The 24,892-nt window shown below is 70.5% G+C and carries 23 protein-coding genes and 3 pseudogenes; 17 read left to right on the top strand and 9 right to left on the bottom strand.

Going from position 1 to position 24,892, the window contains the following annotated elements; translation table 11 throughout:
* Positions 1-213: 213 nt before the first annotated feature.
* The 7 genes from ACZ69Q_RS38930 to ACZ69Q_RS38900 all read left to right on the top strand — a co-directional run bounded on the left by ACZ69Q_RS38930 (position 214) and on the right by ACZ69Q_RS38900 (position 10,017).
* Positions 214-1,422, top strand: a complete 1,209-nt coding sequence (locus ACZ69Q_RS38930; RefSeq protein WP_471051778.1) for a S8 family peptidase — start codon at positions 214-216, stop codon at positions 1,420-1,422.
* Between the two features lie 106 nt (positions 1,423-1,528).
* The gene (locus ACZ69Q_RS38925) at positions 1,529-2,035 is read left to right on the top strand and encodes a hypothetical protein (protein WP_471051775.1); all 507 of its coding nucleotides are present in this window, start codon (positions 1,529-1,531) and stop codon (positions 2,033-2,035) included.
* Position 2,036: 1 nt separating this feature from the next.
* Positions 2,037-3,134, top strand: a complete 1,098-nt coding sequence (locus ACZ69Q_RS38920; RefSeq protein WP_471051772.1) for a GNAT family N-acetyltransferase — start codon at positions 2,037-2,039, stop codon at positions 3,132-3,134.
* Between the two features lie 374 nt (positions 3,135-3,508).
* Entirely contained in the window at positions 3,509-4,372 is an 864-nt protein-coding gene (locus ACZ69Q_RS38915) for a glycosyltransferase family 2 protein (protein ID WP_471051769.1), read from the top strand.
* Positions 4,369-5,385: a glycosyltransferase family 2 protein gene (locus ACZ69Q_RS38910; protein WP_471051766.1), complete on the top strand. Its 1,017-nt coding sequence runs from the start codon at positions 4,369-4,371 to the stop codon at positions 5,383-5,385. The genes ACZ69Q_RS38915 and ACZ69Q_RS38910 overlap by 4 nt, the downstream gene beginning before the upstream one ends.
* Positions 5,382-6,182: a polysaccharide deacetylase family protein gene (locus tag ACZ69Q_RS38905; RefSeq protein ID WP_471051763.1), complete on the top strand. Its 801-nt coding sequence runs from the start codon at positions 5,382-5,384 to the stop codon at positions 6,180-6,182. Before ACZ69Q_RS38910 ends, ACZ69Q_RS38905 begins: the two co-directional genes overlap by 4 nt.
* Entirely contained in the window at positions 6,175-10,017 is a 3,843-nt protein-coding gene (locus ACZ69Q_RS38900; protein WP_471051761.1) for a lipopolysaccharide biosynthesis protein, read from the top strand. The genes ACZ69Q_RS38905 and ACZ69Q_RS38900 overlap by 8 nt, the downstream gene beginning before the upstream one ends.
* Positions 10,018-10,039: 22 nt before the next feature.
* Here ACZ69Q_RS38900 and ACZ69Q_RS38895 read toward each other — a convergent pair whose 3' ends face one another.
* Positions 10,040-11,452, bottom strand: coding sequence for a GH39 family glycosyl hydrolase (locus ACZ69Q_RS38895; RefSeq protein ID WP_471051758.1), 1,413 nt, complete (start codon positions 11,450-11,452; stop codon positions 10,040-10,042).
* Positions 11,453-11,628: 176 nt separating this feature from the next.
* On the opposite strand from ACZ69Q_RS38895, the gene ACZ69Q_RS38890 reads away from it, so the two are divergent.
* Positions 11,629-12,723 (top strand): DUF5925 domain-containing protein, encoded by a 1,095-nt coding sequence (locus tag ACZ69Q_RS38890; RefSeq protein ID WP_471051756.1) that lies wholly within the window; start codon positions 11,629-11,631, stop codon positions 12,721-12,723.
* Between the two features lie 15 nt (positions 12,724-12,738).
* Positions 12,739-13,512, top strand: a complete 774-nt coding sequence (locus tag ACZ69Q_RS38885) for a DUF72 domain-containing protein (protein WP_471051753.1) — start codon at positions 12,739-12,741, stop codon at positions 13,510-13,512.
* A 40-nt stretch (positions 13,513-13,552) separates the two neighbouring features.
* Here ACZ69Q_RS38885 and ACZ69Q_RS38880 read toward each other — a convergent pair whose 3' ends face one another.
* The gene (locus tag ACZ69Q_RS38880; RefSeq protein ID WP_471051751.1) at positions 13,553-14,194 is read right to left on the bottom strand and encodes a TetR/AcrR family transcriptional regulator; all 642 of its coding nucleotides are present in this window, start codon (positions 14,192-14,194) and stop codon (positions 13,553-13,555) included.
* Between the two features lie 84 nt (positions 14,195-14,278).
* Between ACZ69Q_RS38880 and ACZ69Q_RS38875 the strand changes: the two genes are divergently transcribed.
* Together ACZ69Q_RS38875 and ACZ69Q_RS38870 are read left to right on the top strand one after the other, a co-directional pair.
* Positions 14,279-15,016, top strand: a complete 738-nt coding sequence (locus ACZ69Q_RS38875; protein ID WP_351201705.1) for an SDR family NAD(P)-dependent oxidoreductase — start codon at positions 14,279-14,281, stop codon at positions 15,014-15,016.
* 71 nt (positions 15,017-15,087) lie between these two features.
* Positions 15,088-15,285: pseudogene (locus tag ACZ69Q_RS38870) on the top strand (mycothiol transferase); the annotation flags it as partial.
* Between the two features lie 478 nt (positions 15,286-15,763).
* On the opposite strand, the pseudogene ACZ69Q_RS38865 reads toward ACZ69Q_RS38870, so the two are convergent.
* The 3 genes and pseudogenes from ACZ69Q_RS38865 to ACZ69Q_RS38855 all read right to left on the bottom strand — a co-directional run.
* A pseudogene (locus tag ACZ69Q_RS38865) lies at positions 15,764-15,946 on the bottom strand (IS5/IS1182 family transposase); the annotation flags it as partial.
* A gap of 132 nt (positions 15,947-16,078) precedes the next feature.
* Positions 16,079-16,935 (bottom strand): annotated as a pseudogene (locus tag ACZ69Q_RS38860) (IS5 family transposase); the annotation flags it as partial.
* Positions 16,936-17,057: 122 nt separating this feature from the next.
* A complete protein-coding gene (locus ACZ69Q_RS38855) occupies positions 17,058-17,429 on the bottom strand; it encodes a GntR family transcriptional regulator (RefSeq protein ID WP_471051747.1) in 372 nt (123 codons plus the stop codon).
* 72 nt (positions 17,430-17,501) lie between these two features.
* Between ACZ69Q_RS38855 and ACZ69Q_RS38850 the strand changes: the two genes are divergently transcribed.
* Both ACZ69Q_RS38850 and ACZ69Q_RS38845 read left to right on the top strand, forming a co-directional pair.
* The gene (locus tag ACZ69Q_RS38850) at positions 17,502-18,431 is read left to right on the top strand and encodes a GNAT family N-acetyltransferase (protein ID WP_471051744.1); all 930 of its coding nucleotides are present in this window, start codon (positions 17,502-17,504) and stop codon (positions 18,429-18,431) included.
* Positions 18,412-18,915, top strand: a complete 504-nt coding sequence (locus ACZ69Q_RS38845) for a ribonuclease FAU-1 family protein (RefSeq protein ID WP_471051741.1) — start codon at positions 18,412-18,414, stop codon at positions 18,913-18,915. The genes ACZ69Q_RS38850 and ACZ69Q_RS38845 overlap by 20 nt, the downstream gene beginning before the upstream one ends.
* Positions 18,916-18,985: 70 nt before the next feature.
* On the opposite strand, the gene ACZ69Q_RS38840 is transcribed toward ACZ69Q_RS38845, so the two are convergent.
* Positions 18,986-19,609 (bottom strand): class I SAM-dependent methyltransferase, encoded by a 624-nt coding sequence (locus tag ACZ69Q_RS38840; RefSeq protein WP_471051738.1) that lies wholly within the window; start codon positions 19,607-19,609, stop codon positions 18,986-18,988.
* 140 nt (positions 19,610-19,749) lie between these two features.
* On the opposite strand from ACZ69Q_RS38840, the gene ACZ69Q_RS38835 reads away from it, so the two are divergent.
* Entirely contained in the window at positions 19,750-19,887 is a 138-nt protein-coding gene (locus tag ACZ69Q_RS38835; RefSeq protein WP_471051735.1) for a hypothetical protein, read from the top strand.
* Between the two features lie 27 nt (positions 19,888-19,914).
* On the opposite strand, the gene ACZ69Q_RS38830 is transcribed toward ACZ69Q_RS38835, so the two are convergent.
* Positions 19,915-20,364 (bottom strand): GNAT family N-acetyltransferase, encoded by a 450-nt coding sequence (locus ACZ69Q_RS38830; RefSeq protein ID WP_471051732.1) that lies wholly within the window; start codon positions 20,362-20,364, stop codon positions 19,915-19,917.
* 310 nt (positions 20,365-20,674) lie between these two features.
* Between ACZ69Q_RS38830 and ACZ69Q_RS38825 the strand changes: the two genes are divergently transcribed.
* Together ACZ69Q_RS38825 and ACZ69Q_RS38820 are read left to right on the top strand one after the other, a co-directional pair.
* The gene (locus ACZ69Q_RS38825) at positions 20,675-21,508 is read left to right on the top strand and encodes a DUF4436 family protein (RefSeq protein ID WP_471052089.1); all 834 of its coding nucleotides are present in this window, start codon (positions 20,675-20,677) and stop codon (positions 21,506-21,508) included.
* A 177-nt stretch (positions 21,509-21,685) separates the two neighbouring features.
* A complete protein-coding gene (locus ACZ69Q_RS38820) occupies positions 21,686-22,723 on the top strand; it encodes a lytic polysaccharide monooxygenase auxiliary activity family 9 protein (protein WP_471051728.1) in 1,038 nt (345 codons plus the stop codon).
* A 73-nt stretch (positions 22,724-22,796) separates the two neighbouring features.
* Here the strand turns inward: ACZ69Q_RS38820 and ACZ69Q_RS38815 are convergent, their stop codons facing one another.
* Both ACZ69Q_RS38815 and ACZ69Q_RS38810 read right to left on the bottom strand, forming a co-directional pair.
* Positions 22,797-23,669 (bottom strand): esterase/lipase family protein, encoded by an 873-nt coding sequence (locus tag ACZ69Q_RS38815; RefSeq protein WP_471051725.1) that lies wholly within the window; start codon positions 23,667-23,669, stop codon positions 22,797-22,799.
* 173 nt (positions 23,670-23,842) lie between these two features.
* The gene (locus ACZ69Q_RS38810; protein WP_471051722.1) at positions 23,843-24,289 is read right to left on the bottom strand and encodes a MarR family winged helix-turn-helix transcriptional regulator; all 447 of its coding nucleotides are present in this window, start codon (positions 24,287-24,289) and stop codon (positions 23,843-23,845) included.
* 94 nt (positions 24,290-24,383) lie between these two features.
* Here ACZ69Q_RS38810 and ACZ69Q_RS38805 point away from each other — a divergent pair, with 94 nt between their 5' ends.
* A complete protein-coding gene (locus ACZ69Q_RS38805; RefSeq protein ID WP_471051719.1) occupies positions 24,384-24,758 on the top strand; it encodes a cupin domain-containing protein in 375 nt (124 codons plus the stop codon).
* Positions 24,759-24,892 lie beyond the last annotated feature (134 nt).

Raw genomic sequence — 24,892 nt, 5'->3', positions numbered from 1 at the left:
TGTGAGTCGCCCATGACTTTGATTTCGTGTTCATGACAGGCTTGTTGACAGACCGTCAACTCCCTTGTCCGTCACCGCCGGACCACAGATCCTTTACCTCGGCTTGGGAACGGGAACGCGACGTTCCGAGGCCGTGCCCGCGATCACGCGCGCACCCCCCACAGACGTGCGCCCCACCCGGGCGCGCGCCGCCTAGAGGAGGACTCCCTCGTAATGGCACAACTGCGTAGCAACAAGGTCCGGCTCGCCGCGATAACCAGCCTGGCGACCGCCGCCCTCGTCGGCGGACTCACCGCCCTGCCCGCCCAGGCCGCCCCGGCCGAGGGCAAGGTCCTGGCCGCCGGCTCCCCCACAGCGATCAAGGACAGCTACATCGTCACGCTCGACAAGAGCGCGGGCCTCAAGGCCTCCTCGGCCGCCGGCAAGGACCTGGTCGAGGAGTACGGCGGCACGGTGAAGAAGACCTTCACCAAGGCGCTGAACGGCTACACCGCCACCCTCTCCGCGGCCGAGGCCAGACAACTCGCCGCCGACCCGGCCGTGGCCTCCGTCGAGCAGAACCAGCGCGTCCGGCTGGCCGACACCACGCAGTCCAACGCCCCCTGGGGCCTGGACCGCATCGACCAGAGCTCGCTCCCGCTCTCGGGCACCTACACCTACCCGGACAGCGCGGGCAGCGGCGTGACGGCGTACGTCATCGACACCGGCGTGCGCATCACCCACCAGCAGATCAGCGGCCGTGCCAGCTACGGCTACGACGCCGTCGACGGCGACACCACCGCCTCCGACGGCAACGGCCACGGCACCCATGTGGCCACCACGATCGCGGGCAGCACCTACGGCGTCGCCAAGAAGGCGAAGATCGTGGCGGTGCGCGTGCTCGACAACTCGGGCTCCGGCACCACCGCGGGTGTGATCGCGGGCATCGACTGGGTGACCAACAACCACTCCGGTCCCTCGGTCGCCAACCTGTCGCTCGGCGGCGGCGCCTCCACCACGCTGGACACGGCCGTGCGCAACTCCATCGCCAGCGGCGTGACCTACGCCGTCGCGGCCGGCAACAGCAGCGCCAACGCCTCCTCGTACTCCCCCGCCCGGGTCACCGAGGCGATCACCGTCGGCGCCACCACCAGCACGGACGCGCGGGCCAGCTACTCGAACTACGGCTCGGTGCTCGACATCTTCGCGCCCGGCTCCTCGATCACGGCGGGCTGGTACACCAGCGACACCGCGACGAACACCATCTCCGGTACGTCGATGGCCACCCCGCACGTCGCGGGCGCGGCCGCGGTCTACCTGGCGAGCCACACCTCGGCCACCCCGGCCGCGGTGGCCTCCGCGCTCACCAGCGGGGCCACCGCGAACGTGGTCACCAGCCCCGGCAGCGGCTCCCCGAACCGCCTGCTGAAGCTCGTGCCGTGACACACCTGAGCACCACCTGAACCACCGGTCCCCGCAGGCCCCACGCCTGCGGGGGCCGCGTGCACGCGAGCCGGAAACGAACAGGCGTCAAGAGGCCGTTCGCATCTTGACGACCGACACGGCACTGAGCCACATTGAAGCCCGGCATCCGGCGCTTCAGGGGGCAAAGTCGCCAATGCAGACCTTACGTATCAAGGCACGTATCGAGACAGACTCGTCTCAGGACGCCGAGCGTGCGCGACCAGGTCCGGGGAGGGACCTGACGCCGCTGCTCGCGGGCGCCGCGACGACCGTGGGGGTGATCGGCGCGGTTCTCGCGCTGGTCGACTCGGGCTCGCCGCTGCGCGGACCCTTCACTGTGTTCTTCCTGCTCGCGGCGCCGGCCACGGCCATCGCCGCCGCGCTGCGCGGGCTGGAACCGTTCGGCCGGACCGTGGCCTCGGTTGCAGGCGCGGTCGTCGTCAACATGCTGGTGACCCAGGGCATGCTCGCCGTGCACCGGTGGTCGGTACGCGGCGGAATCATGGCCGTGACCGCGATCAGCGCCCTGATTCTCCTGCTGGTTCTGCTGCGGCGGCTGCGCGGCCGTACGACGCGAAGGCGGACTGACTGACGTGGACATCAGCGTGTACCGCCCCGGGGAGCTCAGCTCCGCCGACCGGGCGGCATGGACATCGATGCAGTCCAAGGCCCATCTCCAGGGCTCGCCCGAGCTCGCCAACCCCTTCCTGTCGCCCGAGTTCGCGCTCGCGGTCGGCCGCTGCCGGCGCGGAGTGCGGATCGCGGTCGTACGGGAGGGCGGCGAGCCGGCCGCGTTCCTGCCGTTCCAGCGCACGGCGTCCGGCGTGGGCAGGGCCATCGGCCTCGGCGTCTCGGACGCCCAGGGCGTGGTGCACCGGCCCGGGTTCACCTGGGAGGCCCGGGATCTGCTGAAGGCGTGCGGGCTCGCCGTATGGGAGTTCGACCACCTGGTGGAGGGCCAGGCGGCGTTCGAGACGGAGGCCACCGGCACGTTCCCGTCCCCGGTCATGGACGTCGACCAGGGGTACGAGGCGTATCTGACCCAACTCCGGGAGCGGTCACCGAAGTTCACCCGGACCACGCTCGCCAAGGAGCGCAAGCTCGGCCGGGACCACGACGGCGTGCGGTACGTGCACGACGAGCGCGATCCGGCGGCGCTGCGCACACTGATGGCCTGGAAGTCGGCGCAGTACCGCAGGACCGGGCGCAGCGACCGCTTCGCGCACGCGTGGATCACGCTGCTGGTGGAGCAGTTGTTCCACACCCGCTCGGAGCCATTCGCGGGGATCCTTTCGGTGCTGTACGCCGGCGGCAAGCCGATCGCCGCGCACTTCGGGCTGCGTACCGAACGGGTGCTGGCCTGCTGGTTCCCGGCGTACGACCCGGCGTACTCGAAGTACTCGCCGGGCCTGGTCCTGCACCTGCGCATGGCCGAGGCGGCCGCCGCCGACGGGATCGCGTATCTCGATCTCGGCCGGGGCCAGAAGGAGTACAAGGACTCCCTGAAGACACGCGAGCTGACGGTGTCCGAGGGGTGGGTGACCAGGCGTCACCCGGTCGCGTTCGGACACCGGGCACGCCGTGCCCCGGTCCGGGCGCTGCGCAACACCGTGCAGACCCGGCCGGAGCTCTTCGAACCGGCGGACCGGCTCCTCAAACGCATGGGGAAGATCCGCTCCGGACGCAGCTAACTCCGGTCAAAACCAACAAAAACGTGAGGGCTCGTTCCAGCTCTTGCCATACAGGCTCAATCGTCAATACCGTCGTACATCTCACCCGCATCGGACGGTCGGCAGCGGCTCTAGGGGAGGGCTCAAGGACCGCGACGGTCCCGGCGCGGGGCGTGGTAGGGGGGTGCTCGGTGAAGGTGTCCGCACTTGCGACCGAGTCGTGCCGCGCGACCGGCTGCCGCTCTTCCGGTGGTCGGCCAGAAATGCCAGCTCACCACACGCGTACGGGGATCCGTTCCTCCGTGCCGTGAGTGAGAAGAACCCCCCTTTCGAACCGGACACATAGCCGGGCCGCCCAGGGGCGGGCGGTCCACCGGACGAGAGGGACCTGACTCATGAGTTCTGTGCTGCGCCCGGCGGTCGCGGACCAAGATCCGTCACCGGTCGGCAAATACCGGCCCATCTCCTCACACCTGGCCATCGCGCCACCGGTGAGCGTGGTGATCCCGGCCATGAACGAGGCGGAGAATCTGCCGTACGTCTTCAAGACACTTCCGGACTGGATTCACGAAGTGGTCCTGGTGGACGGCAACTCCACCGACAACACCGTCGAAGTGGCCCGTGAGCTGTGGCCCGACGTGAAGGTCGTGCGCCAGCGCGGCAGGGGCAAGGGGGATGCCCTGATCACCGGGTTCGAGGCGGCCACCGGCGACATCATCGTGATGGTGGACGCCGACGGCTCGGCCGACGGCCAGGAGATCGTCAGCTACGTCTCCGCCCTGGTCTCGGGCGCGGACTTCGCCAAGGGGTCCCGCTTCGCCAACGGCGGCGGCACCGACGACATGACGCCGATCCGCAAGCTCGGCAACTGGGCGCTGTGCACGGCCGTCAACCGCAAGTTCGGCGCCCGCTACACCGACCTGTGCTACGGCTACAACGCGTTCTGGCGGCACTGCCTGGACAAGATCGAACTCGACTGCACCGGCTTCGAGGTGGAGACCCTGATGAACATCCGGGTCGTCAAGGCGGGCCTGAAGGTGCAGGAGATACCCAGCCACGAGTACCTCCGCATCCACGGCACGAGCAATCTGCGGGCCGTGCGGGACGGGCTGAGGGTGCTCAAGGTGATCCTGCGGGAGCGCTCCAACCGGCGTGCCCTGCGCCGCCGCACCGCCGCGGCGCACTCCCCGACGCTCGACTCGGTGCCGTCGGTCCAGCCGGCTCGCCCGGTTCACTCGGTTCGGGGAGAGGCGTCTTGAGCGGTCCCGACATCTCCGTCGTGATCTGCGTGTACACCGAGGACCGCTGGGAGGACATCCTCGCGGCGGTCGCCTCGGTGCGGGCGCAGGCGTATCCGGCCCTGGAGACGCTGCTGGTCGTCGACCACAACGCGGCGCTCCTGGACCGGCTGACCAAGGAGTACAAGGAAGCGACCGATGTGCGGGTGCTCGCCAACGCGGGCCCCCGCGGTCTGTCCGCCGGCCGCAACACCGGCATCGCCGCCTCGTACGGCGAGGTCGTGGCGTTCCTCGACGACGACGCGGTGGCCGAGCGCGACTGGCTGCGGCACTTCGCGGCGGGGTACGCCGACCCGCGCGTGATGGCGGTCGGCGGACGCACCGAGCCGATCTGGGCGTCGGGGCGCCGCCCTGACTGGTTCCCGGAGGAGTTCGACTGGGTCGTCGGCTGCACCTACCGGGGTCTGCCGCACGGGCGGGTCAAGGTGCGCAACGTCCTCGGCGGCAACGCCTCCTTCCGGCGCACGGCGTTCGACTTCGCGGGCGGTTTCGCCACCGGCATCGGACGCGACGGCGACCGGCTGCCGCTGGGCTGCGAGGAGACGGAGCTGTGCATCCGGCTCACCCGGGCCAGGCCAGATGCGGTGCTGCTGATCGACGACCGGGCGGTGATCCACCACCGGGTGCCCGAACCGCGCGAGCACTTCCGGTACTTCCGCACCCGTACCTACGCGGAGGGCCTGTCCAAGGCACTCGTGGCCCGAAGTGTCGGAGCCGACAAGGGACTTGAGTCCGAGCGCCGGTACACCACCCGGGTCCTGCCGGCCGGAGTGGCGCGCGGGCTGCGCGATGCCGTGCTGGCCCGGCGGGGCGGTGCGGGCCGGGCGGGCGCCATTGTCGCGGGGGTGCTGACGGCGGCAGGTGGGTACGTGGTCGGGAGTGTCCGCGTGCGCCGGGGCGGCGTCACGTACTCGGTGGCGGGGATCGAGGGGGAAGCGGTCGTCGAACCGGGAGCAGAGGGGGGCAGCAGATGACCGACGCGCGTGTGCCGATCCTGATGTACCACGCCGTCTCCACCTCGCCGAACGACGCCACCCGCGAACTGTCGGTGGCGCCGGAGGCATTCGCGGAGCAGATGGCGGCGATCGGCGATCTCGGTCTCACACCCGTGCGGACGGCCGACCTCGCGGAACGCTGGCGCTCCGGCAAACCGCTGCCCGAGCGGCCCGTGCTGATCACCTTCGACGACGGCTACGAGGGCGTGCACCGGCACGCGCTGCCCGTGCTCGCCAAGCACGGCTTCGCGGCCACGGTGTTCGTCTCCACGGGCTGGCTGAAGGGCCCGCACGACATGGGCGGCGGCCTGGACACCATGCTCGACTGGGACCAGGTCCGCGAACTCGCCGGGGCGGACGTCGAGATCGGCGGCCACAGCCACACGCATCCGCAGCTCGACCAGCTCCCGGACGGCAGGCTGCGCTCCGAGCTGATCCTGTGCAAGGAGATCATCTCGGACCTGCTCGGCACCGTCCCGGCCTCGTTCGCCTATCCGTACGGCTACTCCAGCCGCCGGGTGCGCGAGGCGGTGCGCGAGACCGGGTACGCCCAGGCACTCGCCGTCAACAACGGGCTCGCGCGGCGCCGGCAGGGGCCGTACGCGCTCACCCGCCTCACCGTGCGCCGCACCACCGGCATCGAGGAGTTCCGGCGGATGGTCGAGGGCCGCACGATCGCCCGCACCTTCGCCAGGGACCGCGCCCTCACCAAGGGGTACGCAGTGGTCCGCAGAGCCCGACAGGTCCGCCGGAAGGCCATCCGTTCCCGTGTCTGACACGACGACCACGACCGAGCCCGCATCGACCGACGCGACGGCGCCCGAGCAGTCGGGGCGCCGCCTTCGCCTGCCCGGCATGGGCAGGTCCTCCGGGGGCAGCCAGCTCTTCCGCAACGCCTACGCCCTGATGATCAACACCGGTGTCTCCGCGGTGCTGGGGCTCGGTTACTGGCTGGCCGCCGCCCGCTACTACTCCGAGTCCGCGGTCGGCCAGGGGTCCGCCGCCATCGCCGCGATGAAGTTCCTCGCGGGTCTGACCGCGGTGGCGCTGACGGGCGCGCTGGCGCGCTTCATCCCGGTGGCGGGACGCAGGAGCGGCAGGCTCATCTTCCAGACGTACGCGGGCAGTTGTGTGATCGTGGCGCTGGCCGCGGGCGTCTTCCTGCTGACGCTGGATCTGTGGGGGCCGTCGTACCGGTTCCTGAACGGGCCGCTGACCGGGCTGTTCTTCGTCCTGGCCGTCGTTGCCTGGAACCTGCTCACACTCCAGGACGGGGTGCTGACCGGGCTGCGCCACGCGGTGTGGGTGCCGGTCGGCAACACCGTGTTCTCCGCGGTGAAGCTGGGTCTGCTGGTGGCGTTCGCGGTGGCGATCCCGACCGCCGGTGTCTTCGTGTCGTGGGTCGCGGCCATCGCGGTGTCGGTGCTGCCGCTGGGCTGGCTGGTGTTCCGGCGGCTGGTGCCGCGCCATGTGAAGGCCACCGAGGACCACACCGATCCGCCGTCCCTGAGGGAGATCGGGAGGTTCCTGGCGGGCGACTACACCGGCTCGCTGTTCTCGCTGGCCGTGGTCTACCTCATCCCCGTGATCGTGGCCGCGCAGGTCTCCTCCGAGGACAACGCCTACTTCTACATCACGGCCACGATCGGCGGCACCGTCAACCTGCTCGCCATCAACATGGGCGCGTCCCTCACGGTCGAGGGCGCGCACGATCCCAGCAGGCTGGCCGCCAACACCCGTGCGGCGCTCAAGCGCATGGCGCGGATCATGCTTCCGGTCGGCGCGATCCTGTTCTTCGGGGCGCCTTGGATCCTGGGCGTCTTCGGCCCGGGCTACGCGGACGCGGCGACCCCGCTGCTGCGCTGGTTCGCGGTCGGCGGGCTGCTGCGGGTCGTCATGGAGACGTACTTCGCGGTTCTGCGTGCCCAGAGCCGCACCGCCGGACTGGCGTGGCTCCAGGGCCTGTTGTGCACCCTGGTGCTCGGCCTGACGCTGCTGCTGCTCCCGCGCATGGGCCTGACCGGCGCCGGCGTCGCCGAGATCGCCTCCCTGTCGGTGATCGTCGCGATCGCCGCACCCAAGCTGTACCGGACCGTGCGGGCGTCCTCGGCCGAGGTTCCCGAGGACGCGGCTCCCGACGGCGACCTCGCCGACCTGGGGGCTCGCGAGGTTCCCGAGGGGGCGCGCAAGCGGGGCCCCGCCTGGGCACTGGACAACGACACCCTCGCGCTCGGCATCCATGTCGACTTCGACCACCTGGAACGCCGGCCCGACGTCCGCCCGGGACCCGGGACGCCGCCCACGGGCACGCAGCGGATCCGGCCGGAGCACCGGCCGACCTGGGCCCGCACACCGGAGTTCGGTCTGCCCGTGGAGGAGCGCCCGGCGCCGACGGAGTCCGCCGAGGTGGACGCCCCGTTCGAGGACGAGTTCGACGCGGGCAAGGGCGAGGCGGCCGAACCGGAGGAGCGCGAGGAGGCCGCCGTACCCGAGGAGGCCGTCGTACGGCAGGAGGCTGCCGTACGGGAAGAGCCGCCCATGCACGAAGAGCCCGTACGGCAGCCCGACGCGCCCGTGCTCACCTGGCGCGAACGGCTGCTGCCGACCCGTCTCGGGGTGATCCTCGGCTGTCTGCTGATCGCCGCGCTGCTGCTGTACTGGGTGCCCGCGCTGCGGCTGGGCGAGAGCGACCTGGACGGCATGGGCGGGCTCGGGCTCATCTCGGTGCTGCCGCCGCCGACGCTGCTCGGGGCGGCGCTGCTCGCGGTGACGTTCGCGTCGCTGCTGTGGCTGGGCCGCGAGCACCGGGCGCTGCTGCTGGTCACCCTGCTCGCGACGGTCGTGTCGCTGCACGCCCTGCCCGCCCTGATCGAGACCGAGCCGCGGTTCGCGACGGCCTGGCAGCACCTGGGCTTCCTCGACTACATCGACCGCACCGGGTCGGCCGTGCCCGACCTGGACGCGCGCTGGAGCTGGCCGGGCTTCTTCGCGGTGGCCGCGTTCACCGCGAAGGCCTGCGGGGTCAGCGACCTGACCGAGGTCATCCGCTGGTGGCCGCTGGCCGTGCAACTGCTGTATCTGGTGCCGATGTTCCTGCTGGTGCGCCACATGCGGGCGAGCTGGCGGGCCAAGTGGACCGGCATCTGGGTGTTCGTGCTCAGCGGCTGGGTGGGCCAGGACTACTTCTCGCCGCAGGGCTTCACCTATCTGCTGTACCTGGTGTTCGCGGCGATCCTGCTGGTCTGGTTCCGCGCGCCACGCGTGATCTGGACCAAGCGGCGGCCCGGCGAGCTGGAGGTCGAGCCGACGGACCGGCGGCAGCGGGCCGTGCTGCTGATGGTCGTGACCGGGCTGTTCGCGGCGAGCGTTCCGGCCCACCAGCTCACGCCGTTCGTGATGCTGGGCGTGCTGACCGCGCTCGTCCTGATCGGCAGGTCCGAACTGCGCGGCCTGCCCATCCTGTTCGGCGTCATCGTGACGGTGTGGATCGGCTTCATGGCCGAGCCGTACTGGTCCGGGCACTTCGACGAGCTCTTCGGCGGGGTCGGCGGCGTCGGCTCCAATGTGTCGTCGTCGGTGTCCGGTCGTATCGAAGGCGGCAGTTCGACCCACAAGCTGGTGCTGTACGTCCGCGTGCTGCTGGCCGGCGGTGTGATGGCGTTCGCCTGCTGGGGCTGGTGGCGCCGGCGCTTCCACCACTACCGGGAGCGCTCGCTGCTGGTCCTCACCTTCGTGCCGTTCCTGGGCTTCGGGATGCAGTCGTACGGCGGTGAGATGGCCCTGCGGGTCTTCATGTTCGCCCTGCCCGGCGCGGCGCTGCTGACGGGTCTCGCGTTCTTCCCGCGCACCGGCGTCACCGCCAAGGAGCGCGACAAGGACCGGGTGAGCCTCGCCCCGCTGGCCGCGCTGATGGCGGGCCTGGTGCTGATGGGCGGCTTCCTGGTGGCCCGCTGGGGCAACGAGCCGTTCGAGCGGGTCCGGCCCGGCGAGGTCGCCGCCATGGAGTACGTGTATGCCCATGACGATCCGAGCCTGAGGCTGCTGTGGCTGAGCAGCGACCCGGTCAACGACGTGACACCGGCGATGCCGTGGGGCTCGCGTGACATGGAGAAGGTCTCCTACCTGCCGACGCAGGCGCCGGTCGACCCGGTGCTGGTGTCGGGCCTGGTGAAGGCGCTGAAGGACGCGGGCCCGAACTCGTATCTGATGATCAACCGGGGTCAGGTCACCTATCTCCAACTGGACGTGGGCTATTCGGCGAGCTGGGAGACCCGGCTGCTGCAGAACCTGGACAAGCGCCAGGAGCTGCGGAAGGTCTTCGTCAACGCCGACGTGACGATGTACGCGCTGCGCAAGCAGCCGGCGGGTGCGGTGCCGAAGGCCGATCCCGGGCCGATCGGGCCACAGGTGACCTGGACGCCGTGGTCGGTGGTCGGCGGGCTCGCGGCGGTGGCGCTGATCGTGCTGCTGATGGCCCGCGAGATCGTCCGGGTGGCGATGGCGCCGAGCGTGCGGCAGTTGCGCTGGCTCCAGAGCAGCTTCTGGTTCTCGCTGCCGCTGCTCGCGGTGCTGCTGGCCTCGTTGGTGCAGCGGTTCCTGACGATCGAGTGAGGGCCGTACGAGGTCGAGTGGCTCAGCGCTTGAGCCACTCGACCTCGTACGCCTGGAGCTCGACCCGTTCGCCGTCGACCTTCGCGGTGATCTGCCGGTCGCGGGTGTTCACCACCAGGACCACCTCGTCGGTGGCCAGCACCCGGACGTCGGGCTTGTCCACGGACACCGGCCCGTACTCGGTCCCCGGCCGGAACTCCTTGCCGAACCTGGACACCAGGTCGTACATCGGCAGCTTCGCACCGCCGCCCGCCTTGTCGGTCGGCGTCCACAGACAGCCGGCGCACTCGGTGCCCTTCTCCTCCTCCGGGTTCCAGTAGAAGGCGGAGGTGGCGCCGCCCTTGGCCAGCGCGATCATCCCGGCGGCCTGGACGGCGCCGCGGCGGGCCTCGGACCAGCCCTTGCGGTCGTCGTTGCCGTCCGCGGGCTCGACGTAGTACTCGGCCCACCACAGCGGCAGATCGCCGGTCTGCTTGCGCACCCACCGGCTCACGTCCGTGAACTTGTCGGTGGCCGTGAACTCGTCGGGCAGGAGCTCGTCGTCCCGGGTGTAGCTGGAGCCGTCCACGACGACGAAGTCGGCGCCGGCCTTGTGTTCGTTCCAGTACCCGAAGGCGTCGACGGTGCGCTGGTCGAGGGCACCCCAAGGGCCTGTGAGGGACTTCGACGCCTCTTCGGCGCGCGGGTCGACGCTGTCCATCACGAGGTACGGCCCGCCCACCATGATCTCCGGGTTGACCTTCTTGAGCGCCCGGTAGACGAGGTTGTACAGCTTGGTGTAGCCCTCGTAGTCCCAGCGGGCCTCGGAGTCGTTCCAGAAGCCCTTGAACTCGTTCCAGACGATGAAGTGGCGTACGTCCGGGTAACGCTTGGCGACGGTCACGGCGAGCGCGGCGAAGTCGTCGAAGTGCGCGGGGTCGGGGGCCGTCTCCAGGGCGGCCTGGCTCCAGTCGGTGTTGCCGACGCCGGCCTCGCCGCCCTTCATCCAGTCGGGGGCGCAGCACAGGGTGACGACCGGGGTGCCGGCGGACGCGCGGACGAAGTCGATGCGGCGGTCCATCGCCTCGAAGTCGTAACGCCCCTCGACCGGCTCGGGATTGTCGGCGCCCCAGCCCATGATGTGCTGGATCTGCGGCAGCCCGCCGGCGTCCGCGAGCCGCCCCTCGACGCGCTTGACGGCGGCCGAGGCACCCTCGTCGGCGCTGTGCTGGGTGTGCGTGAAGCCCCAGCCCACCTCCGGATTCGTCGCGTTCGGTGTCGCGGTCGGGTTGCCGTGCGGCTTGTCGCCGTCCCGTGAGGTGCCGTCGGTGTTCACGCCGTTGCCCGGAAGCGTGTTGAGGAGGGTCACGACCAGGGCCAGAGCCGCCGCGCCCACGCCGAGCAGCGCGGTGAGCCGCCACCGCCGTGCCCCCGAATTCCACCCATGACGTCCCATCAAGGACAACGGTAACGGGGGTGACAGCCGCCCGGGCAGGTTTCGGCTCCACACGGTCCTGTAACAGAGCGCGCTGGCGCGAAGGGAATGCGACGCACGCACCGGACGTGCACCGTTGGCGGGACGTGGCACGGAAACCGGGTGCACGGGGCCGCCGCGTGCCGGATCATGGCCGCATGTCTGCGAACCCACACGACGCTCTGCCGATCCGGCTCAACGTCGACGACAGCGACTCGCCGTCCGACGTCGTCGACGCGCTGTTCCTCGGCCGCTTCGCGACGGGCGAGCAGCCGTACTCGCACGCGGCGAACATCGACCGCGTACGGTCCGGTGCGACCCTCCTGCCGCCGGGCGCCCGCGTGCTGCGCACCGCCCGCGACGACGACCGCAGCGCGACGCTGGCGGAGGGCGACGGCTGGACCCTGCTGATCTCCCGCTGGAACCGCGGCGCCGACGTCACCGTGACCGCCACCAGCGAGGAACTGGCGGCGCAGGTGCTCGGCCAAGCGACGGACGGCGCCGCCGACGAGCCCGAACCGCAGCCGGAGAACGTGACCATGGGCTTCTGGTACGTCTCCCCCAGGCGCGGCCCGCACCGCACGACCCGGCAGATCTCGGCGGGCACCTGGGACGAGGTGCGGGCCAACTACACCGCGCCGGTCGCGGACGCGATGGACCGCCTGATGAAGACGACCCCGGAGGACATCGCGGGCCGGCTGCTCCTGCTGCACGGCCCGCCGGGCACCGGCAAGACGTCGGCGCTGCGGACGCTGGCCCGCTCGTGGCGGGACTGGTGCCAGGTGGACTGCGTACTGGACCCGGAGCGGCTGTTCAGCGATGTCGGCTATCTGATGGACATCGCGATCGGCGAGGACGACTCGACGGGCAAGGGCCGCTGGCGGCTGCTCCTGCTGGAGGACTGCGACGAGTTGATCCGCGGCGAGGCGAAGCACACCGCGGGCCAGGCCCTGTCGCGGCTGCTGAACCTGACGGACGGCCTGCTGGGCCAGGGCCGCAACGTCCTGGTCGGCGTGACGACCAACGAGGACCTGGAGCGCCTGCACCCCGCCGTCGTGCGCCCCGGCCGCTGCCTGGCCCGTATCGAGGTGGGGCCGCTGACGCGCCGCGAGGCGGTGGGCTGGCTGGGCACGGAGGAGGGCGTCGGCCGGGAGGGCGCCACGCTGGCGGAGCTGTACGCCCTGAAGCGGGGGACGTCCCCGACGTCGCTGCCGGATCCGCGGGACGGGGCGGACGCGGGGCTGTATCTGTAGTGCTTTGATGGACGTATGACCCTGTTCGTGGGGACGTCGGGGTGGCAGTACAAGGACTGGCGGGACGTGCTGTACCCGGCCCGGTGTCCAATGCGCCTGTGGCTGGAGGAGTACACGGAGCACTTCGCCACGGTGGAGATCAACAACGCGTTCTACCGGCTGCCGACGCGGGAGAACTTCGAGCACTGGCGTGATCGGGTGCCGCCGGACTTCGTGGTGGCTGTGAAGGCGAGCCGCTATCTGACCCACATCAAGCGGCTGAAGGAGCCGGCGGAACCGGTCGAGCGTCTGATGACCCACGCCGCGGGCCTCGGCGATCGGCTGGGCCCGGTGCTGCTGCAACTGCCGCCGACGCTGAAGGCCGACACGGAGCTGCTGGACGCGTGTCTGGCCTGCTTCCCGTCGGGCACGCGCGTGGCGGTGGAGCCACGGCACGACTCGTGGTGGACGCGAGAGGTCCGACAGGTCCTGGAGTCCCGGGGAGCGGCCCTGTGCTGGGCCGACGTCCAGGCCCGCCCGACGACCCCGCTGTGGCGCACCACCGACTGGGGCTACGTCCGCTTCCACGAGGGCCGCGCGCAGGCGTGGCCGCACTACGGCCGGCAGGCGCTGCGCACGTGGGTCGGACGCATCACGGACACCTGGGCGGAGGACGAGGACGTCTACGCGTACTTCAACAACGACCCGTCGGGGGCGGCGGTGCAGGACGCGATGACGTTCGCGCGGGCGGCGACGACGGCGGGCCGGGAGCCGACGCGCACCCCGCAGCGCCTGCTTTCACCTGCCTAAGGCTCTGCCCGGCGGATCATGTGGCCGTGATGGCACCAAGTTAGTTGTCGCGGGCCGGACTGCGCCCGGTTGCGAGGCGTTTCTGCCCCTCGGGCACGGGCAGGACCGCCAGGGCGGTGTGTGCAATGTTCCGCAGCGTCTCCGGGTCCAGGCCGGCCTTGCCTACCGCCTCGATACCTCGGACCACCGTCAGCAGCAGTGCCGCCAACCGCTCCGGATCCGCAGCGCCATCGATGTCGCCGTGACGCTGGGCGGCGCTGATCTCCGTCCGCAGCAGGGTCAGCAGCGCCGTCATGGTCTCGGCCGACCGTCCGGCGACCGTCGGATCGTGCTGGGCCAGTTCCGCCGCGCCCTTGGCCAACAGGCACCCGCGGCGCTTGGTGTCGGAGGCGGCGTTCTCCGCCATTAGGTGCACGTATCCCGACAGCCGGGCCAAGGCCTCTGCATCCGGGCCACCTGCCAGCCGCGCTTCGGCCACCTCAACGACTGCGGTGCACCAGTCGCCGAACACACGGTGGAACAGCTTGCCCTTGTCGCCGAATGCGCCGTACAGGCTGCCCTTGCCCAGGCCAGTCGCCTGGGCGATGTCGTCCATCCGGGTTCCTGCATAGCCCGTCGCCCAGAACTGTTCCCGGGCCCGCTCCAGGACTTGGCGTTCGTCGAATGCGCGTGGTCTCGGCATGGTCTCAGCCTATCCATTCTTGACTCGATCGTCCATTACTGCCTACGTTATGGACGATCCATTCCACAACTGAAGGGGCTCCACATGCCAGGCGTGCTGCAGGAGAAGGTGGCCGTGATCACCGGAGGGACCAGCGGGATCGGGCTGGCCATCGCCCACCGCTTCGTCCGGGAGGGCGCACGGGTCTTCGTGACCGGCCGGGACATCGACCGCCTCGAAGCGGCAGTCAAGGAGATGGGCCCTGCGGCCACCGGCGTACGATCCGACGTCTCGGTCCTGGCCGACCTGGACGCGCTCTACGCGCGAGTCCGCGAGGAGGCCGGACGCATCGACGTGCTGGTGGCCAACGCAGGAATCGTCGCGGACGCCGCGCTCGGCGCCCACACCGAGGCGAACGTCGACCTGACGCTCGCCGTCAACGTCAAGGGCCCACTCTTCACCGTTCAGAAGGCGCTTCCGCTGTTGGCGGAGAACGCCTCCATCCTGGTCGTCGGCTCGAGCAACAGCGTGCGGCCCAATGAGCAACTCGAGGTCTACAGCGCATCGAAGGCGGCGGTGAGCAACCTCGTACACAACTGGGCCCGGCAGTCGCGGGAGCGCCGATTCCGGGTCAACGTGCTCAGCCCGGGACCCACGCGGACCCCTGGCCTGCTGGGCGCCGCGGGGCCGGACGTCGACCGGTTCGCCGAGGCCGTCGTGCCACTGGGGCGGCTGGCCGACGCCGAGGAAATCGCCGAGGCCGCCCTCTTCCTGGCTTCGGACGCCTCGTCGTTCGTCACCGGCGCCGAACTCTTCGCCGACGGCGGCTACACCCGGGCCTGAACCACGGCCGGTGGTGCGCACCCGGTTCCCTGGAAGCGATGGGGCGCACTCCCGGCCGCGCGTGTGCGTAGTACAAGGCCCAGTGCGCCGGGAGCAACGAGATCGTGGCCGCGGCCTCTACGGATGACGTCGGCCGCCACCCCGACTGCCGCTCCGGCAACGCCAACCTCCGCTGGATGCTCATCCATCTCCTCGAGGAGACCAGACGGCACGCGGGGCATGCGGACATCGTGAGGGAGCTGCTTGACGGGGCGAAGGGGCACTACTAGGGCCTGTCGTTTGGATCAGATCACAGACGCGGTGACCGAACGGGACGCTGACCGGGAACGGCCCTATTGCGATGCGTGGACGAGGCCAGCGCTCGATGAAGGCGAGAGGCGCACCATCGACTGCAGGACCGGCCGAGGCTCAAGATCGGCTCAACTCGCTGGAATCCGCCTCGGCCGCCGGTGCATCCTTCCCGACAAGACCACGTACACCAGGGGGAACACCGATAAAGACCCTGCTCGGCCGAGTCGTGATGCGCGTTCGGGACGTCGTTTCCGGACGCCAGGATGTCATCAAGTACGGCGACCCGAAGGCCCATCGCCAGGGGCCCCACAACCGCGACGCCAACCTCGCCCACCACTACATCCCGACACCGCCGCCGGCCTCAATGAACTTCCCCACCAGCATGTAGACGGCTCGCACACGAACGTCGGTGCGTCCTTCAAGTGGTGCTCGGCGTACGGTCCAGGGGCTTTCGGATCATCGGGCGGACCAGAGGAAGATGCCTGCGATGTGGAGTCCGGCTAGGAAGATCGTGGCTGTCTTCTCGTAGCGGGTGGCGATACCCCGCCACTGCTTGAGGCGGTTGATGCACCGCTCGACGGTGTTGCGCTGCTTGTAGGCCTCACGGTCGAAGGCCGGTGGTCTGCCGCCTCGACTGCCACCCCGCATCGGCGTCCGGTCCGGGAGCAACGGCTCGGTCCGCGCCCACTGCGCGTCAGTCAACGGCCCACCCGGACCAACGATCCGATGATCTAAACGAAAGGACCTAGGTATCTCCGGTGGGTCGCGACCGAGCCAAAGTCGGATCGAGGCAACGGTGACGGTGCCGTAGAAGACGTAGGCGCGTTTGTCGAACCTCGTCGCCACAGCCCGGAAGCTCTTGAGGGCATTGATCGTCCGCTCTGCCTCGTTCCTGCGTTTGCAGATCGTCCTGTCGAAGCCAGCGGGCCGACCGCCCCTGCTGCCTTTGTGCCGTCGGTCGGCTCGCTGGTTCTTTGGTTCGGGGATCGTGTGCTTGATCTGCCGTCGCCGCAGGCAGCGGCGGTTGCGACGGGATGAGTAAGCCTTGTCTCCGCCGAGGTGGCCAGGCCGAGTCCGCGGAGACCCGCCATCCCGGCGGGCGACACGGACACGCTCCATGACCGGGATGAGCTGCGGAGCGTCGCCCCACTGCCCCGGGGTGATCAGCAAGGCGAGTGGGCGGCGTCCGCCCTCACCGGCAAGGTGGATCTTGCAGGTCAGGCCGCCCCGTGAGCGTCCCAGGCCCTCATCGGGGCGGTGCTGCAGGGGCATGTGTCTTTTCCCGGAAGCCGCGGGGGTTTCCTACGTGCTCCCGCGGCGTGCTGGTGGGCCCGGCAGGAGGTGGAGTCCACGCTCACCATGGACCAGTCGATGCGGCCTTCCGCGTCAGCATCGGCGAGGACAGCCGCGAAGAGCTTGTCCCATGTGCCATCCGCTGACCAGCGCCGATGCCGCTCGTACACGGTCTTCCACCGATCGAAACGCGCAGGCAGATCCCGCCACGGTACCCCGGTGCGCTGCCGGAACAGAATCCCGTTGATCACCCTGCGATGACTCTCCCAACGGCCCCCGCGCTGACCGGACTTCGGTAGATGCGGCTTCAGCCGGGCCCATTCTTCATTTGTGATATCCCCCGCCCCATGAGCATGTCAACGAACCGAGGCTGGGGCAGTCACAAGATCCGCCGGACACGGCCTAGCAATCTGCCTCCGCCACGGCGGCGATCAGGCACGACGGTGCCGGACCCCGCTCAGCCCGTCCCGTAGCCTGCCCGCAGGGCGTCCCGGACGGCCGTCAGCGCATCCGCCTCCGTGAGCCCCAGTCGACGGGCACGCTCGACGTACGTCTGGGCGGCCGACGCGAGTTCCCGCTCGGCCGCGGAGCCCGCCGCGGCCACGAACGTGCCGTTGCGCCCCCGCGTCTCGATCACCCCGTCGCTCTCCAGCGCCCGGTACGCCTTGGCGACCGTGTTGGCCGCCAGGCCCAGCGACTCCGCCAGCCCCCGCACGGTCGGCAGCCGGTAGCCCACCGGCAGCACCCCCGACCGCGCCTGCTCCGAGATCTGCGCCCGCACCTGCTCGTACGGTGCTGCACTGTCGTCGATGTGGATCTTCAAGGTCACAGGGCCGATTGTCCCGTACCCGCCGGAAAATGAGAGGCATCCGCGCACATCCCCCACGTAGCGTGCGCCTCCATGACCGTGACCGTGCGCGACCTGCGCCCCGAAGTGCCCGCCGACGTCGAGCGTTTCGCCCACAGCCGCCACCTCGCCCTGCCGTACATCCTGTGGACTCCGGAGGCCATCACCCACCGCCAGGCCCACACCCGTCCCGACGCCCATTACCGCTCCCTCGTCGCGGAGGAGGACGGCGAGACGATCGGCACGGCCCAGGTCGGCATGGCGTACGACAGCCCGGAGCCCGGCCAGGGCTACCTCAACGTGTATGTGCGGCCGGACCGCACGCGCCGCGGCGCCGGCGAGCTGCTGGTCCGCGCCGCCGAGGAGCACCTGGGCTCGCTGGGGGCGACCAAGCTGTTCTCGTGGGTCCTCGACGAGCCGGGCAACCGCGCGTTCGCCGAGCGGCACGGCTATCGCGCGAGCCGCTCCGCCCACTTCCTGCGCCTGGACCTGGCCCACGGCTCCCTGCCGCCGCTCCAGGACCTTCCGCCCGGTGTCGAGCTGCGCACGGCCGCCGACTTCGCGGACGACCCGCGCCCGCTGTTCCGGCTCGACGCGGAGACGACGTCGGACGAACCGAGCGACGTGGGCGCCGAGTTCACCGACTACGAGGCATGGCTCGCGGAGACCTGGAAGCATCCGCTCCTCGACCTGGACCTGACGTCGGTCGCCGTCGTCGACGGCCGTCCCGCCGCCTTCAGCTCGGCCTTCACCGACCGCGCCACCCGCTACTCCACGGCGATGACCGGTACCGCCCGCGCCTTCCGGGGCCGGGGCCTGGCCAAGCTCGCCAAGAACGCCTCGCTGCACCGCGCCCGCGCCGCCGGCTACCGGGAGGCGTTCACCGGCAACGACACCGACAATGAGCCCATGCTGGCGATCAACTTCTGGTTCGGATACCAGATCTGTGCGACGGAGGTACGCCATGTCCGCGAACTCGGCTGAGCGGCCGCGCTCCCTGGACGTGGTCCTCGTCAAGGGCGGCCGTACGAAGATCCGTTACGCGGCCGAGCTGGTCGCCGACGACGGCACTCGGATCGCCGTGCGCGCCCCGTGGTCCGGCGACGGCGTCCGCGACTTCGGCTTCGTGCGGTTCGAGCCGGGCGATGTCTTCACCGAGTACTACTGGCGCGACCGCTGGTACGCCGTGAAGGAGGTCCGCGACGCCGCGGGCGCCCTCAAGGGCTGGTACTGCGACATCACCCGCCCGGCCGCCCTGTCGGGCACCGAGCTGGTCGTCGAGGACCTCGACCTGGACCTGTGGCGCTCCGCCGACGGCACGGACGTGCTGCGTCTGGACGAGGACGAGTTCGCCGAGAGCGGCCTGGCGCGGTCGGACCCGCAGGCGGCCGCCGCGGCCGTGGCGGCCCTCGACGAGCTGGAGGTGCTCGCCACGGTCGAGGGCGGCCTGGAGTCACTGCTGGCCTAGGGCCCGTCGGGGAGGCGCCGGTCCGTCGCCGGCAGGGCGTAACCGGGAGCCGCCGGTCAGAGCTGCTCGGTCACGCCGTCGCCAGCACGGCGTACCGCTCGTCGGCCACGGCCTTGCCCCACAGCGGCTCGTCGTCCGACAGGTGCTCCACGCGCACCTGACCGGCGAGCGGGGCGAGGAGGGCGGTGAGCCGGTCGGCCGGTATGCCGGCCGGGGCGGCCCCGGCTTCGGTGTCCCACACGCCCTCGACCAGCACGAACCGTCCTCCCGGGCGCAGCAGCCCGCGCCAGTGCCGCAGCACCCGGCCCGGGTCGGGCAGCGCCCACAGGACATGCCGTACGAGCACCACGTCGAACCGCTCCTCCCCCACCGGCGGCACCGCCGCGTCACCGACGAGGAACACCGCGTCGCGCCCGGCGAGCTTGGCGCGGGCGAGACCGACCATCGCCGGGGACCGGTCCACCCCGGTGACCCGGTGTCCCTGTTCGGCCGCGAGAAGCGACAGGCTGCCGGTGCCGCAGCCCAGGTCGAGGACGTCGCAGGCGTGCTCGGGCAGCCAGGACCGCAGCCGGGAGGCCCATGCCTGGCGGACCTCGGGGTCGCGCAGGCCGTGGTCGGGCTCGTCGTCGAAGGTGGCGGCGGCGGAGTCCCAGTCCGTGTCCGCCCCTGTGATGGCTTGTTCACCGTTCGTCATGCGGCCAAGAGTGACACCCGCCACTGACAGTCCAATGGTGACCGCCGCCACTGACAGGGCCGGCACCGATGAGCAACTCTCCCCCAACGGGTCTACCCCGGTGAGAACACGGAACTCGGTAGACCCTGAAGGAGGCAGCCATGCGCCGTGTGACCGTGCAGAAGCCCCTGAAGAGGCAGTCCAGCGCCGCCCGGGTCCGGGAGGAGGCCGAAGAGCGCCCCGCGGGACGACCCGAGGTCCGCAAGGACATCGCACGAACCTGGTGGCCGGACACCTGAGAAACCCAGCCGGTCGCATGAGACGCGTCAGGTGAGCCGCTTGCGGTAGTGGACCCGGTCGTACCGGCCGTCCACCCGGCGCTCGACGATCTCATAGCCGTACTTCGGGTAGATCTTCTGGTTCTCCCACATCAGGGCGTTCGTGTAGAGCCTGACCTCGGGCAGACCCAGCGCACGCGCGCGTGCGTCCACGAAGTGCAGCAGCCGTCTTCCCACGCCCCTGCCATGGGCGTCGGGGTGGACGGCGATGCTGTCGAGGAACAGATGGTCCTCGTGCGACTCGATCACCACGAGCCCCGTCACGGGATCACCCGTCACGAACACCTTCCCCGCGGCCACGTTCGCCGCGTGGTCCGCCTCCATGGGCACGGGGACCACCCCGATGCGCTCGATGTACGGCGTGTACGCGGCGTCGGTCACCGCCTTCACGGCCGGTACGTCGGCGGCCGTGGCGGGCCGGATCTCCTCGGTCGTCATGGCTGAACGCTACCCAGGCCCTTTCGCAGTGCCTGTCCGCAGCTCAGCCCAAGGCCCTCCACCGCCTCGTCCGCATGCACGCCCTCGGACCACCCCGTAGCGTGGATCACGTGCGTTCCGCCAACACCGCGTCGGGGGTGCCCGGGAGGCCCCCTGGTCGGCCCGGCGTCGGCCGACGCAGCATGGAAGAAGGGCCTGACGACTTCCGTGCGGCGAACCGACTGCCGGGCACCTGGACCGAGTGATGCGTCTGGGCCGTCCGGCAGCACCTTCCGATTCGCCTCGCCCAAGACGCTCCAGGCGGTCCGTCCTGCGCGTGCTCGTCCTCATCGCGATCCTGATCGTGGTGGCGGTGGCCGTTGGCTCGTGGCTGCAGTTCACCGAGCGGCAGACGGTCGACACAGTGCACACCGTCGGTTCCTCGGCCGCCGACCGGGTGGATGTGGAGGCCTTGGTCCAGAGCGTCGACGCCGCGGGCAGAGAGCTTGTATTACGGGTCTGGGTGACCCCGCGCGGGGCCCTCGGTGAGGGGGGCGGGGCGGCCCCGGTGGCCGATCTCAGCCTCCAGACCTCGGGGGCGACCCTCACCGACCTGGAGTTCGCGGCGCACGAGCGGCTCGCGACGAGAGACGTGCAGGTCGCGCTCACGGGCGGATCGATCAGTGACTACCCGTTCGACACCTACGAGACCGACATCGCGTTCCGGGCGCAGGTGGGCGGCGAGCAGGTGCCGGTACGGATGCTGTTCTCCAACAACGACACGCTCTTCTCGGTCTCCGCGGAACCTGTGCCCTCCCGGCAGGAGGCCGTGATGGCGCTGGGGCTGGCGCGATCGGCCAGCCTCCTCGTCTTCGCGGTCTTCATGATGGTGGCGATGTGGGCGCTGGCGGCATCCGTGCTCATCGGGGCCTGGTACCTGACGACCGGCAGCGAGGGCCTGGTCTGGCCCGGCCTCGCCTGGATGGCCGCCACCCTGTTCGCCCTCGCCGCGTTCCGCAACACCGCGCCCGGCACACCCCCGATCGGCTGCGTGCTGGACTGGTTCGCCTTCCTGTGGGCCGAGTCCGTCATCGCCCTCTGCCTGATCACCGTGGTCATCACCGGCGTCAACAAGGCCCTCCGCCAGGACACGCCGCCCACGTAGTGGCTCCGCCGCGACTTCGGCCATCCATCCTGAGCCCCTGGTTAGCCGCACCTTAAGGCGACCCTAAAGATCGCCATCACCCGCCTCCAGCAGGCGATTTCGCGGCTTCCTCGGGCTAGTTTCTGATCGCCCCCACGGGATTCACCCCATGCATCAGGCCCCTTGAGGAGATCTTCCATGTCCGCACGCCGCAAGGCCGCCGCCGTCGCCGCCGCCGGCCTGACCCCGCTCGCGCTGACCGCCCTCGCCGCCGCGCCCGCCGCGGCGCACGGCTCCATGGGCGACCCGGTCAGCCGGGTCTCGCAGTGCTACGCGGAGGGCCCGGAGAGCCCGAGGTCCGACGCGTGCAAGGCGGCGGTCGCGGCGGGCGGCACGCAGGCCCTCTACGACTGGAACGGCATCCGCATCGGCGACGCGGCCGGCCGCCACCAGGAGCTGATCCCGGACGGCAAGCTGTGCAGCGCGAACAGCGAGGAGTTCAAGGGCCTGGACCTGGCCCGCGCCGACTGGCCGGCCACGAGCGTGAGCAGCGGGTCGTACACCTTCAAGTACCGCGTGACCGCCCCGCACAAGGGCACCTTCAAGGTGTACATCACCAAGGCGGGCTACGACCCCGCGAAGCCGCTGGCCTGGAACGACCTGGATCTGGCGAACCCGGTGGCGACGGTGACCGACCCGGCGGCGTCGGGCGGCTTCTACACGTTCTCCGGCACCCTGCCGCAGCGCTCCGGCAAGCAGCTTCTGTACGCGGTCTGGCAGCGCTCGGACAGCCCGGAGGCGTTCTACTCCTGCTCGGACGTCACCTTCGGCGGCGCGAACGGCGGCGGCACCGACGGCTCCGACAACTCCGGCAACGGCAGCACCGGCAGTGGCGACTCCGGTGACGAGGCTTCCCCGGCGCCCAGCGCCTCCGCGCCCTCCGAGGAGCAGATCGAGGCCGGTGCCGACCAGTCGACGGTCGAGCACCACGGCCACGGTGACCAGGACGCCAGTACGTCGGCGGAGCCGGCCGCGGCGGCCGGGGACGGCCCCTCCGGCGCGGCGGCCAACGAGCCGAAGGCGGCGGGCGCCACCGAGAACCTCGCCGAGACCGGCGGGGACAGCAGTACGGCGTATCTCGCGATGGGCGGTGCGGCGACGCTGGCGTTGGGTTCGGCGGTGCTGTTCGCCTCGGTGCGCAGGCGGGCGGCAGGAGGCGGTCGGCACGGCCGCTGACGGCAAGGACTCCGGGGCCTGAACGGCGGCTCAGGCCGGTCAGGCCCCGGCGGTGTGTCCCGCGCTCACCCGCTCAACTGAACACGGACGCGCAGGTGGTGGGGCGGGCGTGGGCGGGGTCGAGCGCGTTGGCCACCTCGTGGAAGGCGATCCGGTCGGTGAGGCCGATGAGCGCGTGCTCGGAGATGTCGACCGCGCACAGGTCCTGGATCAGGACGTTCTTCACGTCGGGCCCGGTCAGGAACTGGGTCCGCCACGGCGTGACCACCTCGTCGTACTTGGTGGCTATGACCGTGTAGCGCACCCCGGGGACGGTGTCGCCGCCCGCGTTGAGCCTGGTCATGAAGTCGGATCCGACGACCTGCTGGGCGAGCGCGGGGGTGGCGCTGGTGAGCAGGTCCTCCGCGCCGGGGAAGTACGGCAGCAGGTTGGTGAGCCCCGACAGGGTGGTGCCGTGGTTGTTGGGCGCGATGCCGACGAGGGCGTTCACCTTGCCGGCACCACCGAGGAACTTGAGGTAGTAGCGGGGCATCATGCCGCCCTGCGAGTGGCCGACGAGGTCGGCCTCGGCGGCGCCGGTCGCGGCGAGCACCTTGTCGACATAGGCGGACAGTTGCTCTGCCGACTTGTCGATGGGGCCGAGGGCGTAGAAGAACGGCACGCCCGGCAACTGGCCGTAGTCGAGGGAGAAGACGCAGTAGCCACGGTCCTTCAAGTAGGGCGCGAGTCCAAGCCAGTTGTCGACGGAGTTCGCGAAGGTGCCGTGCACGAGGACGACGGGGCGGGGGTGCGCGGCGGACGGCTTGCAGTTGTAGTCGTTCCAGCCGCTGCTCGATGCCGCCGCTGTTTCGGCGGCCTGGGCGGTGGTGGCGGCGGGGACGACGGCGACCGTGGCGGTCAGGAGCAGTGCGGCCAGCGGTCTGAGCACTCGTTTCCAGGGCAGCATCGTGTGATCTCCTTGCGGCTCAAGGGAGGTGCGACGGCCTTACGCCCTGTGATCCGGATCACGAGGATGCTGTTCACTCGTCAAGTTACGGGCGAGTAGCAGACGTGTGAAGTTACGCGTCAGTAAAAACTTCCAGTGATAGTCAGAGGTGCACTACATCTACTGATGAACCGTCACCAGGCAGGCCTGATAGGGCCATTGGGCGCGATGTGCGCCAATTGCCCCAGCAGCGCCCGCACTTGCGCCTCCCCCAGCACGTCGACCCAGGCCCGGACGGCATCGGCGGCCGCCTCCTCGGCGGCACGGGTGCAGGCCCACCCCCGCTCGGTCAGCACGACCAGGCGGGCCCGCGCGTCGTCGGGGTGCGGCCGGCGTTCGGCGTACCCCTTGCGCACGATCTCGTCGACGAGCTGACTCGCGGCCTGCTTGGTCACGCCGAGATGGACGGCGAGGTCGGTGGCGGTGGCCCCGGCCGGGGCGAGCCGGGCGAAGGCGAAACCGTGCGCGGGCCTGACCCCCTCGAAACCCCGGGCGACCACACCGTCATTGATGCGCTGCGTGAGCTCACCGGCGACGGCGAGCAGGGCGGCGGACAGGGCCATGGCTTCGGAGTTCTGCACGCAGGCATTGAAACACCCTTGACGGATCGGTCAAGCAGCTTGACCATAGACCCATACAGTCAAGCAGCTTGACCATCTTCCACAGGAGACACCCATGCCAGTGATCCGAGCGTCCGAAGCCGTCACCCACGAGATCCACGGCGCCCGTTTCGTCTCGTACGCCACCCCCCTGACCGGCAGCAAGGAACTGTGCGCCTGGCGCGGTGAGATCCCGGCGGGGACCAGGGCGCCCGCGCACACCGTGAACCGCGAGGAGATCCTGCACCTCCTCGACGGCGAACTGCTGGTCACGCTCGACGACCGTACCGACCGGATCACCGCGGGCGACACCCTGATCATCAACCCCGGGGCGACCCTGACCGTCGAGAACCCGACCGAGCGGACCGCCGTCACCTGGGTCACCACGTCCATCGGCCTGACCGCGGAACTGGCCGACGGCACGATCATCACGCCGCCGTGGGCCAACTGACCCGTGGATGGGAGGGACTACGGGGACAAGGACCACTCGGCGAGCGACCCCGACATCACCGCGCGCGGCCCGAACTTCGTTCGGGGAGCCCTTGCGGGAGATCAGCGCCTGGATGCAGCGGCGTCGCAGCTCAC

It is taken from the genome of Streptomyces sp. NPDC036764 (genome assembly GCF_055609385.1).
The sequence above is the reverse complement of the archived record's forward strand: the minus strand, read 5'-3'. Positions and strand labels throughout refer to the sequence as shown.